Raw genomic sequence first — 13,751 nt, 5'->3', positions numbered from 1 at the left:
CGATGAGGGTTTCGGTGGCTGTGCGGTGCGAAGGGGGCGCGGCCGGGGCGGCGCTCGGTTCAGGCGCCCGCCGGCAGGTCCCAGTCGCGGGCCACCTCGGCCGCGTGGGCGCCGGGCAGGGCCGGGCCGGTGCGGACGGCGGTGGGGGTGGCCGAGAAGCGGGGCGCGGGGGCGGGCTGGGTGATCCCGCCGTGGTCGGTGAAGGCGCCGCGGGCGGCCAGGTGCGGGTGGTGCGGCGCCTCGCGCAGCGACAGTACGGGCGCCACGCACGCGTCGGAGCCCTCGAAGACGGCGGTCCACTCGTCGCGGGTGCGGGACTTGAAGCGGGCCGCGACGGCCTCGCGCAGCTCGCCCCAGCGGGCGAGGTCGGCGTGGGCGCCGGCGAGGTCGGACGGCAGGCCGAGCAGCGCGGCGAACTCGTCGTAGAAGCGCCGCTCCAGCGCGCCGACCGCCATGTAGGCCCCGTCGGCGGTCTCGTAGGCGCCGTAGTACGGGCAGCCGCCGTCCAGGAGGTTGACGCCGCGCCGGTCCTGCCAGGCCCCGGCGGCGAGCATGCCGTGGATCATCGCGCCCAGATGGGCGGCGCCGTCCACGATGGCGGCGTCCACCACCTGGCCGGCGCCGCTCGCGCGGGCGTGGTGCAGGGCGGCCAGGACGCCGACGACGAGGTAGAGGGAGCCGCCCGCGTAGTCGCCGAGGAGGTTGGCGGGGACGGCCGGGGGCCGGTCGGGGGCGCCGATCATGCCGAGGGCGCCGGTGACGGCGATGTAGGCGATGTCGTGGCCCGCGCGCGGGGCGAGCGGCCCGTCCTGGCCCCAGCCGGTCATCCGGCCGTAGACGAGCCGGGGGTTGCGGGCGTGGCAGTCCTCGGGGCCGACGCCGAGGCGTTCGGCGACGCCGGGGCGGTAGCCCTCGATGAGGACGTCGGCGCGGGCGGCGAGGTCGAGGACGCCGGCCCGGCCCTCGGGGGACTTCAGGTCGAGGACGACCGAGCGCTTGTTGCGGTTGGTGACGTCGCGGGCCGGGTCGATGCCGAGGCCCGCGCCGCCGGGACGGTCCACCCGGACCACGTCGGCGCCGAGGTCGGCCAGCAGCATCGCGGCGAACGGGCCGGGGCCGATGCCGGCCAGTTCCACGACGCGCACGCCGGTCAGCGGGCCGTGCCGCCCCGGCGTCTGTGCCGTTGCCATTTGGTGGGCCCCCTCGTCGCGACCACTGTGACACAACCGATGTAACACCGCTGATGTTAAGAACACGTTCCACCCGGCACAAGCCCCGCACGAGCAAGCGCTTAGCCAAGGTCGTGTCCGAGACGTACCCGGCGCGCCGCCGGCCGTACCGCACGCCACTCCCCCGCCGCCCGCACGCCACTCCGCCGCCGGGCACGCACCGCAGGCCGCTTCGCCCGCCGGGCACGATCCGCAGGCCGCTTCGCCCGCCGGTCGCGATCCGCGCGCCACCGCTTCCCTCCCCGCGGCCACCGTTTCCCTCCCCGCGCGACGCGGACGCCGCTTCCCGGCCACCGCGGCGGCACCCCCTCGCGGTGATCGCCGCGCGCACGCTAGCCTCGGCCACCGACGGCGGCGAGGCGGCGCTGCCGCGAGGAGGGTGTCATGAGCAGGCTGAACAAGACGGAACGTCCCTACGACATCGTGCTCTTCGGGGCCACCGGTTTCGTGGGGCGGCTGACCGCCGCGTACCTGGCCGCGCACGCGCCGGACGGCCTGCGCTGGGCCGTCGCGGGCCGCAGCGAGCGCAGGCTCAAGGAGCTGCGCGCCGAGCTGCCCGGCGGCGCGTCCGTCGGGGTGGTGAAGGCCGACGTGGCCGACCCGGACTCCGTGCGCGCGCTGGCCCGGCAGGCCCGCGTGGTGGCCACCACCGTGGGCCCGTACATGACGTACGGCGAGGAGCTGGTCGCCGCCTGCGCGGACAGCGGAACGGACTATGTGGACCTGACCGGCGAACCCGAGTTCGTCGATCTGATGTACGTCCGGCACGACGCCCGCGCGCGGGAGACCGGGGCGCGTCTGGTGCACGCCTGCGGATTCGACTCGGTCCCGCACGATCTGGGCGTGTACTACACGGTCCGGCAACTGCCGGAGGGCGTGCCGCTGTCCGTGGACGGGTTCGTCCGCGCGGACGCCGCGTTCTCGGGCGGCACGTTCGCCTCGGCGCTCGGGCAGTTGTCCCGGCCGCTGCGGATGCGGGCCGCCGCGCGCGAGCGCGCCCGGCACGAGCCGCGGCTGGTGGGGCGGCGGGCCTCGGCGCCGGCGGCCGGGCCGCGGTTCGCCGGGGAGGTCGGCGCGTGGGCGCTGCCGCTGCCGACCATCGATCCGCAGATCGTGGTCCGCTCGGCGCGGGCGCTGGAGCGCTACGGCCCCGACTTCCGCTACCGCCACTACGCCGCCGTGAAGCATCTGCCGGTGGCCGCCGGAGGCGTGGCCGCCGTCGGCGCGCTCGCCGCAGCCGCCCAACTGCCGCCGGTGCGCGGCTGGTTGACCGGGCGGCTCAAGCCGGGCGACGGGCCGAGCGCCGAGAAACGGGCCAGGAGCTGGTTCTCGGTGCGGTTCGTGGGCGAGGGCGGCGGCCGGCGGGTCTTCACCGAGGTCGCGGGCGGCGACCCCGGCTACGACGAGACGGCGCGGATGTTCGCCGAGTCGGCCCTGTGCCTGGCCCTGGACGACCTGCCCGAGACGGCCGGACAGGTGACCACGGCGGTCGCGATGGGCGACGCGCTCCTCGACCGGCTGCGCGCGTCCGGGCTCGCCATCCGCACGGCGGCGGCGGTCGGCTGACCGCGCGCCGACGGCGGGGCCGGCCAGGGCCTCTCGTCTGGATCAGCCGCGCTCCGGCTGCCCCGTCGCCTCGCGCAGGGCCCGGCGGCACAGCGCGTCGGCCCGGCGGGTGGTCTCCGGAAGACGGTAGGCCGGGGTCAGGGCGAGCGTGTGGGCGCAGGCGCCGTCGAGCGTGGTGCGGTGGCCCACGGAGACGAAGACCGGCTTCACGCCGTCCCGGGTGCGCAGCGCGCGGCCGACCTCCTCGGCGCCGTCGAGCAGCGGGGAGGCGCTGCCGCGCGGGGTGTCCGGGTCGGCGTGGGCGAAGGCGAAGGGGTTCTTGGCGACGCCGATCGTCGGAAGGCCGGTCAGGACGCCGAGATGGCTGGCGAGGCCGAACCGGCGCGGATGCGCCAGCCCGTAGCCGTCGCAGACGACCAGGCCCGGCGGGCGGTCCAGGGCGTCCAGGGCGGCGAGCACGGTGGGGATCTCGCGGAAGGCGAGCAGTCCGGGGACGTAGGGGAAGGAGATCCGGCCGACGGCGGTGGCCTCGGCGACCACCCGCAGCGTGGCCGCGTCGAGGACGACGGCGGCCGCGGCGACGACGTCCCGCTCGTCGTCGTAGGCGACGTCCACGCCGGTGACGTGCCCCGTACCGGGCGGCGGCCCCGCCTCGTCCCGCACGACCTTCGTCCGCAACTCGTCCTGCACGGCCCGGGCCTGCTCCGCCGTCGCGGGCCAGCCCGCGGGTATGCCTACGGTCGTCGTCATGGTGAGGACGAGGGTACGGGGCCGCCGCGCGGGGCGGGACCGCGGGGCGGCCCCGTACCGTGGGGTCGTCGGCGCCGGCTCACGGGAAGCGCGCGCGGATGCGCCGCGTGCCGTCCGCGGGCCCCGCGGTCACTTGTCCAGGGCCTGCCGCAACTGCTGCTTGTTCATGTCGGAGCGGCCGTGGATGTTGCGCCGCTTGGCCTCTTCGTAGAGCTGGTCGTAGGTGGGGCCCTGGGAGCCCTGGCCCGACCGCTGTCCGCCCCGCTTGCCGGAGGACATGTCCTGCGTCGAGGTACGGCCGGCGGTCTTCGACTCGCCCGAGCGGGCGCGCTCCTTGTTCACCGTGCGGGCGGCGATCTCCTTGGCGCGCCCGGTGCTCTCGCCCCGGTCCTGCGCGCTCTCCTTGATGTGCTCGTACTGACGCTCCCGCTTGGAACTGCTTCCGCGTGGCATGCCGTTCACTTCCTCTCTGTCAAGGAACGGATACCCGCATCTTGGAATAGTTCGCTATATCAGGCGATATTCAATCCCCCGGTCGAGCGAAGCGTCCCTTGTCGCCGGATGCCCGGTGACCTGGGGTCCCACGCACCGGCCGGCCGCGTAAGACGGGTCACGTCCGCGCATGAACGCGGTGACAGAGGTCACTCGCTCCCCGTGTGCACGGACCGGCCGGTTCCGTCGTCTCTCCCAGTGCCGGCCTCATCCGCCCGACCGCCCGACCGCTCACCCGTCCGTCTGTCCGTCCAGCCGTCGTACGCCCTACGTCACAAGGGAGCAAGGCGTTGTCCACCGTCATCGAGCAGCCCGTCGAGGCGCGTCTGGTCGCCGCCGCGCCGCGGATGCCCAGCATTCCCGCCACGCTGCACTACGACCGCCGGGACCCGTTCGCCGTCCGGATGTCCTTCCCCGCCCCGGCCACCCTGGAGGGCGTCGAGGTCTGCTGGACCTTCGCCCGCGATCTGCTGACGGCCGGCCTGGAGGAGCCCGAGGGCGACGGCGACGTACGGGTGCGGCCGTACGGCTACGACCGCACCGTGCTGGAGTTCCACGCCCCCGAGGGCACCGCCGTGGTGCACGTCCGCAGCGGTGAGATACGCCGGTTCCTGCGGGCCGCGAGCGAGCTGGTGCCGGTCGGCCTCGAACACCTCCAGCTCGACGTGGACCACGGGCTCGCGGAGTTGATGCGGGACGCCTGTTAGGGCCTCTCGTTTGGATCCGGCCGGGCTCGCGGGCCCTGGCACCGCACCTCGCGGCGTTGTCGTCGGTTGCCATGGCTCCGCCATGACGCCCTCCTCCGCCTTGCGAGGCACGGCACCAGACCCCGCTCCCTGATCCAGCCTGACCCAAACGAAAGACCCTAGCGCTCCGTGCGCAGCAGCGCGTTCAGCTCGCCGTAGGGCAGTGCGTCCGTCACGGCCCCGTAGGTCCCCGCGTCCAGCAGCTCCCGCGCGGCGCGGGCGACCACGGCGTACGCGGCCTCGGCGATGCCGGAGCCGGCGCTCACCCGGGCGACGCCGAGCGCGGCCAGCTCCGCGACCGGCGGGGCGCCGGGGCCCGCCAGGATGTTGAGCGGCCCGGTCACGCCCGCGGCCAGCGCCTTCACGGTGTCCGGGTCGGCGGTCCCGGGCACGAAGACGCCGTCGGCTCCCGCGGCGCGGTAGGCGGCGGCCCGCTCCAGGGTGGCGTCCACGCCGCCCGCGCCGCGCAGGAACGTGTCGATACGGGCGTTGACGAACAGCGGCACTCCTTCGGCGTCGGCGGCCTCACGGGCGGCGGCCAGCCGCTCGCACTGCTCGGCGACGGAACGCAGCGGGGCGGCGCCCCGCCCGTGCGCGGCGTCCTCGATGTTGATCCCGACGGCGCCGGCCGCGAGCACCGCGCGGACCGTCTCGGCGACGCCCGCGGCGTCCTGCGCGTAGCCGCTCTCGATGTCGGCGCTGACCGGCACGGTGACGGCGGCGGTGATCCGGGCCAGGGCGGCGAGCGCGGGCTCCCGGTCCAGTGCGTTCCCGTCGGCGACGCCGAGCGCCCAGGCGAGTCCGGCGCTGGTGGTCGCCACGGCCGGGGCGCCCGCCGCCTCGACGAGCCGCGCGCTCATGGCGTCCCAGGCGTTGGCCAGGACCAGGGGCCGGCCGGGCACGTGCAGGGCGTGGAAGGTGCGGGCGCGGTCGCGCAGGGCGTCTCGGTTGCTCATGCCCGCCACTCAACCAGCGGGGCGGGGACCGGTCCAGCAGAAATCCGACATGGACGTGACAGCCGGCGCAAGGGGTGGGCGCGGACTCGCGGGCAGGGGCGCGCCCGGCCCTCCCGGCGGCGGGAGGGTCGCGTACGAACGGTCGCGGGTGGCTCAGGACGAGCCGGTCGCGGGCGCTCGCCCCGGGGTCCGTCGGCTGCGGGGCGGGGACACGCCACCGCTCGGCCGGCCGCCCCGACCGTACCGGTCCCCCGGCTCAGCCGCCCGTCGCCGCCGTGGCCGTCGTCGCCGTCAGTGCCGTGCGGACCTCGCGGACCACGCCGCGCAGGGCCGGGACCGCCGCCGTGCCGCGTTCGGTCAGTTCCTCGATGCGCCGCCGGTGCCGGCCGCGCTCCCGGTCGGGCACGAGGGTGCCCAGCCGGGCCGCGGCGGCCAGGGCGACCGCTGCGGCGGTCAGCTCGGTGACCTCCGCCGCCGGACGGTCGCCGTCCAGCACCTGCCGCGCCTCCGCGCGCAGCGCGTCCACGGCGGCGACGCGCTCCAGGACGTACTCCACCGTGGGGAAGACCCCGAAGACCCGCCGCTTCTCCGCGCGCAGATACCCCTCGGCGGCCAGTTGCTCGCGCACGGCCACCAGCGTGTACCGGGCGCGCAGCGTGACCCAGGTCCGCCAGCGGCGGGGGCAGGACTCGCGGACCAGGTCGAGGAGGCCGTCCAGCACCGCGTCGCCGGTGCGGGCGTCCAGGTCGACGGGGGTGGCGATGCCGTCGTCGTCCACCAGCAGCCCGCGCCGGACCAGCTCGGTCAGCGCGCCGGCCCGCACCAGGTGGGGCAGCCGGTCGGCGCCGGTGAGGCGCCGGCGCGAGGTGTCCCAGGCCAGCAGGTAGAGGCGGGCCGGCAGCGACAGCGGGAGCGGTGGGGCCGGGAGGGTCTGCGGGGGCGGGCCGTCGGACATGGGCGGATCTCCTTCGCACGGTGGGCGCGGGGCCCACGCGAATATTCGTTGACAGCCGCCCGGAGCCGCTCGTACGTTGTACAGCGTTCCTGTTGCCGTCGATTGGAGAAGGACGTTGCTCGTCTGAGGTCCTGAGACACCGCGTCACACCGGTCAGGTGTGTGCGTCGCGTCCGACCTCGGCGTCCGAGCCGTCCTCACGGAAGTCCGGCCCAGGGCTCTTCTCCTGCCCCGTGCCTCCTCTCCTACACGGCCTCCCCGCCCCGCGGTGTCTCGACACGCGTCTGCCCCCAGACCGCACCCAGCAACCGCGAGGCGCCCATGTCACCATCCATCACCTGCACCGCACTGTCCTTCGCCTGGCCCGACGGCACGTCCGTCTTCTCCGGCCTCGACATCGCCTTCGGCCCCGGCCGCACCGGCCTCGTCGGCGTCAACGGCACCGGGAAATCCACCCTGCTGAAGCTGATCGCGGGCGAGCTGACACCGTCCGACGGCGTCGTCCGGGTGGCCGGCGAGGTCGGCTGCCTCCCGCAGAACGTCACCCTCGGCACCGGCCTGCGGGTGGACGAGGCCCTCGGCATCGCCGCGCAGCGGGCCGCGCTGCACGCCATCGAGGCGGGCGACGCGGCCGAGGAGCACTTCGAGACCGTCGGCGACGACTGGGACGTGGAGGAACGCGCCCTGGCCACGCTCGGCGAACTCGGACTCGGCCACATCGGCCTGGACCGCACCGTCGGCGAGGTCTCCGGCGGCGAGTCGGTGCTGCTCCGGCTGGCCGCGCTGCTGCTGCGCCGCCCCGACGTGCTGCTGCTGGACGAGCCCACGAACAACCTCGACCTGTACGCGCGGCGGCGGCTGTACGCGGCCGTCGCGGCCTGGCCCGGCGTGCTGGTCGTGGTCAGCCACGACCGCGAACTGCTGGACCTGGTGGACCAGATCGCCGATCTGCGCGCCGGCCGGGTCACCTGGTACGGCGGCAACTACGCGGCGTACGAGGAGGCCCTCGCCGTCGAACAGGACGCCGCCGAGCGGATGGTGCGCGTCGCCGAGTCCGATCTGCGCCGCCAGAAGCGCGAACTGGTCGACGCCCAGGTCAAGTTGGCCCGCCGCAAGCGGTACGGCCAGAAGATGTGGGACAGCAAGCGGGAGCCGAAGATCGTGATGGGCGCGCGCAAGCGGGCCGCCCAGGAGTCGGCCGGCAAGCACCGCATCCTGCACGAGGAGCGGCTCACCGCGGCCAAGGAGCGCCTGGACGAGGCGGTGGAGGCGGTGCGCGACGACGACGAGATCCGCGTCGAACTCCCGTACACGGCGGTGCCGCCGGGCCGCGATGTGCTCACCCTGCGGGACCTCAGGACGGCGTACGGCGCGCGCGTGAGCGGCGGGCTCGATCTGCGCGGCCCGGAGCGGGTGGCGCTGGTCGGGCGCAACGGCGCGGGCAAGACGACGCTGCTGCGCACCGTCGCCGGTGAGCTGCCGCCGGTGTCCGGGGAGGCGGTGGCGCACGTGCCGCTGCGGTTCCTGCCGCAGCGGCTGGACGTCCTCGACGACGAGCTGAGCGTCGTGGAGAACGTGGCCCGGTTCGCGCCGGACGCCACCGCCAACCGCGTCAGGGCCCGGCTGGCCCGGTTCCTGTTCCGGGGCGCGCGGGCCGACCAGAAGGCGGGGACGCTGTCCGGCGGCGAACGCTTCCGGGCCGCGCTCGCCGCGCTGATGCTGGCCGAGCCCGCGCCCCAGCTGCTGTTGCTGGACGAGCCGACGAACAACCTCGACATGGCGAGCGTGCGCCGGCTGACCAGCGCGCTGGAGTCGTACGAGGGCGCGCTGATCGTGGCGGGTCACGATCTGCCGTTCCTGCGCTCGATCGGCATCACCCGCTGGTTCCTGGTGGAGGACGGGGAGCTGAGGGAGACCACCTGGGAGGCCGTCGCGGCCACGGAGTAGCGGCGCCGGCTCTTCCATGGAGCGGCCGAACGGGTGAGACGGCCGCGTGTCCCGCGGCGCACGGGCGGGACGCGCTGCCGCTCACGGTCCGTCATACGGCCCGTCGGGGCGGGCCGGACGGGGTACGCGGGGCGGTCTTTACGGCGGTCTTTACGGCGGCCTTAACCTACGGTTACGTAACCTACGGTCTCGTAGCCTACGATTCCGTAGGTTGGCCGGCACCGCTCGCCGGCCTGTTCGACCGTTTCCCGCTCGGCGGTGCCGGCTCCCGCCCGGCCCCCGCACGTCCCCCTGGAGTATCCATGACGATCACTTCCCCGCACCTCGGCAGCCCGTCCGCCGTCTGGACCGACGCCCGGCTGCTGTACGCACTGGAGGAAGTGGTCGAGCGGGAACTGAACCGGCATCTGAAGGTCGCCAAGGACTGGATGCCGCACGAGTACGTCCCGTGGAGCGACGGCCGCAACTTCCCCGGCCAGTTCGCCGACGGCGAGGCGTGGGACAAGCAGCAGTCCAAGGTCACGGAGATCGGCCGGACCGCGCTGGTCGTGAACCTGCTGACCGAGGACAACCTCCCCAGCTACCACCACGAGATCGCCAGCCTGTTCGGCCGGGACGGCGCGTGGGGCACCTGGGTGCACCGCTGGACTGCGGAGGAGGGCCGGCACGGCATCGTGATGCGGGACTACCTGCTCACCTCGCGCGCGGTGGACCCGGACAAGCTGGAGCAGTTCCGGATGTCGCACATGAGCGAGGGCTTCGAGTCCGACAACCGGCACTCGATGCTGCACTCGATCGCCTACGTCGCCTTCCAGGAGCTGGCCACCCGTATCTCGCACCGCAACACCGGCCACCAGTCCGGCGATCCGGTCTGCGACCGCATGCTCGCGCGCATCGCGACCGACGAGAACCTGCACATGGTCTTCTACCGCAATCTGCTCAAGGCGGCCTTCGAACTCGCACCCGACCTCACCATGCAGGCGGTGCGGGACGTGGTGGTGGAGTTCCGCATGCCCGGCCACGGCATCCCCGGCTTCGAGCGGGCGGCGGCGCAGATGGCCATCGGCGAGGTCTACAACCTGCGCATCCACCACGACGACGTGCTGCAGCCGGTGCTGCGCCATCTGAAGGTGCTGGACATCGACGGCCTCGGCCCCGAGGGCGTGCGGGCGCAGGAGGAACTGGGTCTGTTCATGGGCGGTCTGGACGCGGAGGCGGCCAAGTTCGACGCGAAGCTGGCGGCCCGCAAGGCCCGGATGGCGGCCCGCGCCGGCGCGTGAGCCCCGCCGGGCCGCGCGCCTCTAGGCCGTGTCGTCAAATTCCCGCCGTCCGCCCGGAGGGCGCGCTCTGCGGCGTCAGGTGCGTGCTCTCGGCGTGCCGGATCCTGACCCTCGTACTGGACGTACTCGGGTCTGGGTCCGGTGCGGCGAGAGTGCGTGCATGGCGTCGCGGAGCAGGCGGGAATTTGACGACACGGCCTAGCGCGCGGTCCGGCGCAGGCCGAGCCGTTCCTTCTCGGACAGGCCGCCCCAGACGCCGAAGCGTTCGTCGTGGGCGAGGGCGTACTCCAGGCAGGCCGGGCGCATCTCGCACAGGGCGCAGATGCGCTTGGCCTCGCGCACGGAGCTGCCCGGCTCGGGGAAGAAGAAGTCGGCCCCGGTCTGCGCGCACAGCGCCTGGGCCTGCCAGGCCGGGTCGGCCGGGGTCATGGTCTCGATGTGCATGTCCGAAAGCGTGGCAGGCGGCGAAAAACGTTCGATCAACGCGCACTCAACGCGGCGTTCACAGTCCGCCGGCCGCCTCGATGATGGCCCGGCGGCGGCGCGTGCGCACGGCGGCGCGCCCACCCGCGTGTGCGGCGGCGATCGCCGGCGGGCGGTGCGAGACTCGGCAGAGCAGAGCAGAGCAGACGCAAGCGCAGAGCGGACAGCGGCCCCTGCCGAGGAGGGCGACGATGCTCACCACCCGTTTCACCGACGGCGCCCCCGACTGGATCGACGTCGGCGCCCCCGACCTCGACGGCGCCCGCGCCTTCTACCGCGCCCTGTTCGGCTGGGAGTTCCGCCCGGCCGGGCCCGGCAGCGGCGGCTACGGCTTCTTCCAGCTGGACGGCCGTACGGTGGCCGGCGGCATGGAGATCCAGCCGAGCCAGGGGCCGCCGTCCTGGACCGTGTACTTCCGCACCCCCGACGCCCGGGCGACCGCCGCGGCCGCCGAGCAGGCGCACGGCCGTGTGCTGGTCCATCCGATCGACGTCATGGGCGAGGGCCACATGGCGCTCCTCGCCGACCGGGCGGGCGTGCCGTTCGGGCTGTGGCAGCCGGGGCGGACCGCGGGCGTGGACGTGGCGGGCGCACCCGGCGCCCTGTGCTGGGTCGAGCTGTACACGCCGGACATCGCGGCGGCCGCCGCCTTCTACCACCGCGTGCTGGGGCTGGAGACCTCCGCGGTGTCCTTCCCGGACGGCACGTACACCTGCGTCAATCCGGCGGGCGGCGGCGAGGACGCCATGTTCGGCGGTTTCGTGCCGCTCGGCGACGATCCGGCCGAGGCGGCGGCGGGCGCGTACTGGCTGCCGTACTTCGCCGTGCTGGACGCGGACGCCGTGGTCGCCCGGGCGGCGGAGCTGGGCGGCACGGTCCGGCTGCCCGCCACCGACATCGCGGGGGTCGGCCGCGTCGCCCGCCTCGCCGATCCGTACGGCGCCCGGTTCGCCGTACTGCGGCCGGCGCCGCGGGAGTGAGACGAGGGTCTTCCACGACGCCTCGGGGGCCTACGACGCCTCGGAGGCGGGCCGGTCGTCCCGCTTGGCGCGGCTGGGCTGGACGCGTTTCGGCTCGCCCGGCATCTTCGGGTGATCGGGCGGATAGGGCAGATCGCCGAGGCCGTGCTCGCGCTCGTCGCGGTCGGCCAGCTCCAGCAGCGCGTCCAGCGCGTAGGCGTGGTCGTCCATGTCGGCGTGCACGTCGCCCACCTCGGCGAACCGGGCGGGCATCGTGGTGATGTCGAAGTCCTCGGGGTGCGCGACGCCCACCTCCTCCCAGCGCAGCGGCGCGGAGACGGGGGCGTTCGGGCGGGGGCGCACGGAGTAGGCGGAGGCGATGGTGCGGTCGCGGGCGGTCTGGTTGTAGTCCACGAAGATCCGGGCGCCGCGTTCCTCCTTCCACCACTTGGTGGTCACCTGCTCGGGCATCCGGCGCTCCAGCTCCCGGCCCGCCGCGATGGCGGCCCGGCGTACCTGGGTGAAGGTCCAGCGCGGCTCGATGGGCACGAAGACGTGCAGTCCGCGCCCGCCGGAGGTCTTGGGCCAGCCGCGCAGTCCGCCGAACTCCTCCAGCACGGCGCGCAGTTCACCGGCGGCGCGGACCGCGTCGTCGTAGTCGGTGCCGGGCTGCGGGTCGAGGTCGATGCGCAGTTCGTCCGGGTGGTCGACGTCGTCGCGGCGCACCGGCCAGGGGTGGAAGGTGAGGGTGCCGTACTGGGCGGCCCACACCACGGCCGCCTCCTCGGTGGGGCACATCTCGTCGGCGCTGCGCCCGCTGGGGAAGGTGATGTGCGCGGTCGGGATCCAGTCGGGCATGCCCTTGGGCGCCCGCTTCTGGTAGAACCACTCGCCGGTGATGCCGTCCGGATAGCGCTCCAGGGTGGTGGGGCGGTCGCGCAGGGCGCGCAGGATGCCGGGGGCGACCGCCTGGTAGTAGCGGGCCACGTCCAGCTTGGTGTAGCCGCGCTCCGGGAAGAAGACCTTGTCCGGACTGGACAGCCGCACGGTCCGGCCGGCCACGTCCAGTTCCACCGCTTCGCCCATGCGTGCCACGGTAGGCGCAGGGTGCGGTCCCCGCACACCGGGCGTCGCGGACGGGCCGCCCTCCCTGGGCGCACAGGCGCTGCCGGGCGGGCACGCCACGCCCGCTGACGGGCGCGGCCCCTCGCGAACACGCACAATCGCTGCATGGAGCTGCCCGTGATGCCGCCCGTGAAGCCGATGCTCGCCAAGTCGGTGGCGAGGATCCCGCCGGACATGCAGTACGAGGCGAAGTGGGACGGCTTCCGGGCGATCGTGTTCCGCGACGGCCCCGAGGTGGAGCTGGGCAGCCGGACCGGCAAGCCGTTGACCAGGTACTTCCCCGAGCTGGTGGCGGCGCTGAAGGAGCGGGTGCCCGAGCGGTGCGTGCTGGACGGGGAGATCGTGATCGCCCGCGAGGGGCGGCTGGACTTCGACGCGCTGACCGAGCGCATCCATCCCGCCGACTCCCGGGTGCGCACGCTGGCCGAGCGGACCCCGGCCTCCTTCGTCGCCTTCGACCTGCTCGCCCTGGACGACGAGTCGCTGCTCGACGTACCGCTGTCGGACCGGCGGGCGCTGCTGGTCAGGGCGCTCGCCGGGGTCACGGCCCCGGTGCATGTGGCGCCCGCGACGCGGGACGTCGAGGTGGCCCGGCGGTGGTTCGAGCAGTACGAGGGCGCGGGGCTGGACGGGGTGATCGCCAAGCCGCCGGGGCTGCGCTACCTCCAGGACGAGCGCGCCATGTTCAAGATCAAGCACGAGCGGACGGCCGACGTGGTCGTCGCCGGCTACCGCCACCACAAGTCCGGCCCGGTGGTCGGCTCCCTGCTGCTCGGCCTCTACGACGACGAGGGCCGCCTCCAGCACGTCGGCGTGTCGGCGGCGTTCCCGATGAAGCGGCGGGCCGAGCTGATCGAGGAGCTGGCGCCGCTGCGCATGGACAGCGCGGCCGGGCACCCGTGGGCGGCCTGGTCCGAGGAGGCGGCCCACGAGTCGGCCCGGCTGCCGGGGGCGCCGAGCCGCTGGTCGGGCAAGAAGGACCTGTCGTGGGTGCCGCTCAGGCCCGAGCGGGTCGCCGAGGTGGCGTACGACCACATGGAGAACGGGGCGCGGTTCCGGCACACGGCGCGCTTCCGCCGCTGGCGCCCGGACCGCACCCCGCGCAGCTGCACCTACGCCCAGCTGGAGGAGCCCGTCCGCTACGACCTCGCCGAGATCCTCGGCCCGCCGCCCGCGAGGCCCGACGACGGGCGGCCGGGCGACGGCGGGTAGGGGGCCGGGGCGGCGAGCGGCCGGACGACGCCGCGTCAGGGCGTCACGGCGT

The 13,751-nt window shown here is 74.6% G+C and carries 13 protein-coding genes; 6 read left to right on the top strand and 7 right to left on the bottom strand.

Annotation, left to right across the window (positions count from 1 at the left end; genetic code table 11):
* Window positions 1–59: 59 nt before the first annotated feature.
* Window positions 60–1,190 carry a CaiB/BaiF CoA transferase family protein gene (locus K7787_RS12755; RefSeq protein ID WP_223001456.1) on the bottom strand — a complete coding sequence of 377 codons (1,131 nt, stop codon included), beginning with the start codon at window positions 1,188–1,190 and terminating at the stop codon, window positions 60–62.
* 423 nt (window positions 1,191–1,613) lie between these two features.
* Between K7787_RS12755 and K7787_RS12750 the strand changes: the two genes are divergently transcribed.
* A complete protein-coding gene (locus tag K7787_RS12750) occupies window positions 1,614–2,795 on the top strand; it encodes a saccharopine dehydrogenase family protein (protein ID WP_223001455.1) in 1,182 nt (393 codons plus the stop codon).
* Between the two features lie 42 nt (window positions 2,796–2,837).
* Here K7787_RS12750 and K7787_RS12745 read toward each other — a convergent pair whose 3' ends face one another.
* Window positions 2,838–3,545 (bottom strand): endonuclease V, encoded by a 708-nt coding sequence (locus K7787_RS12745; protein WP_223001454.1) that lies wholly within the window; start codon window positions 3,543–3,545, stop codon window positions 2,838–2,840.
* A 129-nt stretch (window positions 3,546–3,674) separates the two neighbouring features.
* Window positions 3,675–3,998 (bottom strand): hypothetical protein, encoded by a 324-nt coding sequence (locus K7787_RS12740; protein WP_043261540.1) that lies wholly within the window; start codon window positions 3,996–3,998, stop codon window positions 3,675–3,677.
* 329 nt (window positions 3,999–4,327) lie between these two features.
* On the opposite strand from K7787_RS12740, the gene ssgD reads away from it, so the two are divergent.
* A complete protein-coding gene (gene ssgD / locus K7787_RS12735) occupies window positions 4,328–4,744 on the top strand; it encodes a spore wall synthesis regulator SsgD (protein ID WP_019984266.1) in 417 nt (138 codons plus the stop codon).
* Between the two features lie 158 nt (window positions 4,745–4,902).
* On the opposite strand, the gene K7787_RS12730 is transcribed toward ssgD, so the two are convergent.
* Window positions 4,903–5,739 (bottom strand): isocitrate lyase/PEP mutase family protein, encoded by an 837-nt coding sequence (locus tag K7787_RS12730; protein ID WP_223001453.1) that lies wholly within the window; start codon window positions 5,737–5,739, stop codon window positions 4,903–4,905.
* A gap of 256 nt (window positions 5,740–5,995) precedes the next feature.
* On the bottom strand, window positions 5,996–6,694 hold the full coding sequence (locus K7787_RS12725) for a GOLPH3/VPS74 family protein (protein ID WP_223001452.1): 699 nt from the start codon (window positions 6,692–6,694) through the stop codon (window positions 5,996–5,998).
* A 320-nt stretch (window positions 6,695–7,014) separates the two neighbouring features.
* Here K7787_RS12725 and K7787_RS12720 point away from each other — a divergent pair, with 320 nt between their 5' ends.
* Together K7787_RS12720 and K7787_RS12715 are read left to right on the top strand one after the other, a co-directional pair.
* The gene (locus tag K7787_RS12720; RefSeq protein ID WP_009191586.1) at window positions 7,015–8,640 is read left to right on the top strand and encodes an ABC-F family ATP-binding cassette domain-containing protein; all 1,626 of its coding nucleotides are present in this window, start codon (window positions 7,015–7,017) and stop codon (window positions 8,638–8,640) included.
* 302 nt (window positions 8,641–8,942) lie between these two features.
* Complete coding sequence (locus K7787_RS12715) at window positions 8,943–9,920, top strand: acyl-ACP desaturase (RefSeq protein ID WP_164394440.1); 978 nt, start codon at window positions 8,943–8,945, stop codon at window positions 9,918–9,920.
* Window positions 9,921–10,118: 198 nt separating this feature from the next.
* On the opposite strand, the gene K7787_RS12710 is transcribed toward K7787_RS12715, so the two are convergent.
* Window positions 10,119–10,364 (bottom strand): WhiB family transcriptional regulator, encoded by a 246-nt coding sequence (locus K7787_RS12710; RefSeq protein ID WP_019984271.1) that lies wholly within the window; start codon window positions 10,362–10,364, stop codon window positions 10,119–10,121.
* A 230-nt stretch (window positions 10,365–10,594) separates the two neighbouring features.
* On the opposite strand from K7787_RS12710, the gene K7787_RS12705 reads away from it, so the two are divergent.
* Window positions 10,595–11,383, top strand: coding sequence for a VOC family protein (locus tag K7787_RS12705; RefSeq protein ID WP_223001451.1), 789 nt, complete (start codon window positions 10,595–10,597; stop codon window positions 11,381–11,383).
* 30 nt (window positions 11,384–11,413) lie between these two features.
* On the opposite strand, the gene ligD is transcribed toward K7787_RS12705, so the two are convergent.
* Window positions 11,414–12,448, bottom strand: a complete 1,035-nt coding sequence (ligD, locus tag K7787_RS12700; protein WP_009191582.1) for a non-homologous end-joining DNA ligase — start codon at window positions 12,446–12,448, stop codon at window positions 11,414–11,416.
* A gap of 144 nt (window positions 12,449–12,592) precedes the next feature.
* On the opposite strand from ligD, the gene K7787_RS12695 reads away from it, so the two are divergent.
* Window positions 12,593–13,699, top strand: a complete 1,107-nt coding sequence (locus K7787_RS12695) for an ATP-dependent DNA ligase (protein ID WP_050790795.1) — start codon at window positions 12,593–12,595, stop codon at window positions 13,697–13,699.
* The last annotated feature ends 52 nt before the right edge of the window (window positions 13,700–13,751 follow it).

Source organism: Streptomyces sennicomposti (assembly GCF_019890635.1).
Classification (GTDB): domain Bacteria; phylum Actinomycetota; class Actinomycetes; order Streptomycetales; family Streptomycetaceae; genus Streptomyces; species Streptomyces sennicomposti.
This window is presented reverse-complemented; position numbering and strand designations above follow the sequence as displayed.

Coding starts and splice junctions, on each gene's coding strand:
- K7787_RS12705 (WP_223001451.1), top strand. CDS start 10,595: ATGCTCACCACCCGTTTCACCGACGGCGCCCCCGACTGGATCGACGTC.
- ligD (WP_009191582.1), bottom strand. CDS start 12,448: ATGGGCGAAGCGGTGGAACTGGACGTGGCCGGCCGGACCGTGCGGCTG.
- K7787_RS12755 (WP_223001456.1), bottom strand. CDS start 1,190: ATGGCAACGGCACAGACGCCGGGGCGGCACGGCCCGCTGACCGGCGTG.
- K7787_RS12730 (WP_223001453.1), bottom strand. CDS start 5,739: ATGAGCAACCGAGACGCCCTGCGCGACCGCGCCCGCACCTTCCACGCC.
- K7787_RS12710 (WP_019984271.1), bottom strand. CDS start 10,364: ATGCACATCGAGACCATGACCCCGGCCGACCCGGCCTGGCAGGCCCAG.
- K7787_RS12740 (WP_043261540.1), bottom strand. CDS start 3,998: ATGCCACGCGGAAGCAGTTCCAAGCGGGAGCGTCAGTACGAGCACATC.
- K7787_RS12750 (WP_223001455.1), top strand. CDS start 1,614: ATGAGCAGGCTGAACAAGACGGAACGTCCCTACGACATCGTGCTCTTC.
- K7787_RS12715 (WP_164394440.1), top strand. CDS start 8,943: ATGACGATCACTTCCCCGCACCTCGGCAGCCCGTCCGCCGTCTGGACC.
- K7787_RS12695 (WP_050790795.1), top strand. CDS start 12,593: ATGGAGCTGCCCGTGATGCCGCCCGTGAAGCCGATGCTCGCCAAGTCG.
- K7787_RS12725 (WP_223001452.1), bottom strand. CDS start 6,694: ATGTCCGACGGCCCGCCCCCGCAGACCCTCCCGGCCCCACCGCTCCCG.
- K7787_RS12720 (WP_009191586.1), top strand. CDS start 7,015: ATGTCACCATCCATCACCTGCACCGCACTGTCCTTCGCCTGGCCCGAC.
- K7787_RS12745 (WP_223001454.1), bottom strand. CDS start 3,545: ATGACGACGACCGTAGGCATACCCGCGGGCTGGCCCGCGACGGCGGAG.